The 1,843-nt window shown below is 68.4% G+C and carries 3 protein-coding genes; 2 read left to right on the plus strand and 1 reads right to left on the minus strand.

Annotated elements, in window-relative coordinates; genetic code table 11:
* A partial coding sequence (locus QRO93_RS21390; protein WP_285304359.1) for a response regulator occupies positions 1 to 236 on the minus strand: 236 nt, incomplete at its 3' end.
* A gap of 35 nt (positions 237 to 271) precedes the next feature.
* Here QRO93_RS21390 and QRO93_RS21395 point away from each other — a divergent pair.
* Together QRO93_RS21395 and QRO93_RS21400 are read left to right on the plus strand one after the other, a co-directional pair.
* Positions 272 to 1,129: a 23S rRNA (adenine(2030)-N(6))-methyltransferase RlmJ gene (locus tag QRO93_RS21395; protein WP_006425982.1), complete on the plus strand. Its 858-nt coding sequence runs from the start codon at positions 272 to 274 to the stop codon at positions 1,127 to 1,129.
* A 95-nt stretch (positions 1,130 to 1,224) separates the two neighbouring features.
* The gene (locus tag QRO93_RS21400) at positions 1,225 to 1,770 is read left to right on the plus strand and encodes a GNAT family N-acetyltransferase (protein ID WP_004150340.1); all 546 of its coding nucleotides are present in this window, start codon (positions 1,225 to 1,227) and stop codon (positions 1,768 to 1,770) included.
* Positions 1,771 to 1,843 lie beyond the last annotated feature (73 nt).

Here is a 1,843-nt window from a genome sequence, read left to right on the forward strand (position 1 = left end):
GGCTGCGCGCGCAGCCGCCGGCACACCTCGAAGCCGCCCAGATCCGGCAGGCCCACGTCCAGCACCAGCAGATCGATGCCGCCGGCCTGCAGACGTTGCAGGGCTTCGCTGCCGAGCAGGCAGTGGCTGGCGGCATAGCCTTCGCTGCGCAGCGCATAGAGCACGGTTTCGGCGATGGCGGCTTCGTCCTCGACCACCAGGACATGGGCAACAGGGGCTGTCATGGCGCGCAGCATAGCCGCTGCGGCCGCCGCCCCGTACACTGCCGCCCATGAACTATCGCCACGCCTTCCATGCCGGCAACCACGCCGATGTGCTCAAGCACATCGTGCAGCTGGCCCTGATCGACAGCTTCAAGCGCAAGGACAGCCCGTTCTTCGTGCTCGACACCCACGGCGGTGCCGGCCGCTACCTGCTGGCCAGTGAAGAGAGCCGCAAGACCCTGGAGGCCGAGTCCGGAATCATGCGGCTGATGGCCCAGCCCAAGCTGCCGGAGGTGGTCGAGCGCTACCTGAAGGCCGTGCAGGCCGACAACCCGGTCGGCGCGCTGACCAACTACCCGGGCTCGCCGCTGCTGAGCGCACAGGCGATGCGCGCGCAGGACCGCATGGCGGTGTGTGAGCTGCAGGAACCCGAAACCGCCACGCTGAAGGCCTTGTTCGCCCACGACAGCCGCGTCGATGTGCGTCCGGGCGATGGCTACGCGCTGCTGCGCTCGCTGCTGCCGCCGAAGTTCAACGGCAGCAAGATCGGCCGCGGCCTGGTGCTGATCGACCCGCCCTACGAGGCCCAGGACGCCGAGTACCAGAACATCCTGGCCGCCCTGGCCGAGACCCTGGCACGCTGGCCGCAGGCCACCTGCGCGGTGTGGTTCCCGATCAAGCAGCGCCGCACCATCCTGCACTTCCTGCGCAAGGCCAGCGCGCTGCCGGTGAAGTCGGCGATGACCATCGAGTTCCTGGTGCGCCCGGATGACTCGCCGCTGCGCCTCAACGGCAGTGGCATGCTGCTGCTCAACCCGCCCTGGCAGTTCGATCGGGTGGTCGGCCCAGCCCTGCCGGCGCTGCGCCAGCACCTGGGCGAACCCGGTGCCAGCACCCGCCTGGATTGGCTCAAAGCCCCCGAATAACGGCCTTCACGAGGCTGTACCGCCGTGAGCCTTTCGTTCACGGAATGCAGCCCCGGTGATGCCACAATCGATGGACCACCAAGGAATCACCCGGTATGGCCACTCGCAACCGCATGCCGCCCTGGCATGAGATCTTCAAGGCTCCCAGCGGCCACGAGCTGCTGATCCGCCCCATCCGCCCGGAAGATGGCGCGCCGCTGCAAGCAGCGTTCAGCCTGTTCGGGCCGGAAGAAATCCGTGATCGTTTCCTGCAGGCGGTGACCGAGCTGTCGCCGGAAACCACCCAGCGCCTGACCCACCCCAATCCCAAGACCGAGATCACCCTGGTCGCAGCCGAATCCCTGCCCGCTGGCGAAGCGGTGGTCGGCGCGGTCGCCCGGGCCTCGATCATCCCCGGTACCCGTGAAGCCGAGTACGCGATCCTGATCAGCCGCTTCCTGATCGGCCAGGGCCTGGGCCGGCAGCTGATGCGCAAGCTGGTGAAGTGGGGCCGCGGCAAGTACCTGGACCGCCTGTACGGCGACGTGGCCGCCGAGAACGAGCCGATGAAGCAGCTGGCCGCCTCGCTGGGCTTCAAGCCGGTGCCTCACCCCACCGGCGCCGAAGGCCTGGTGCGGATGGTGCTGGAGCTGGACAACTGAAGGATGGGCCGGGCACTGCCCGGCACCGCATTCCGGTAGTGCCGGCCGCTGGCCGGCAGCCTCATGCACCGTT

The organism is Stenotrophomonas maltophilia group sp. Smal17, from assembly GCF_030237045.1.
GTDB classification, from domain to species: Bacteria; Pseudomonadota; Gammaproteobacteria; order Xanthomonadales; family Xanthomonadaceae; genus Stenotrophomonas; species Stenotrophomonas forensis.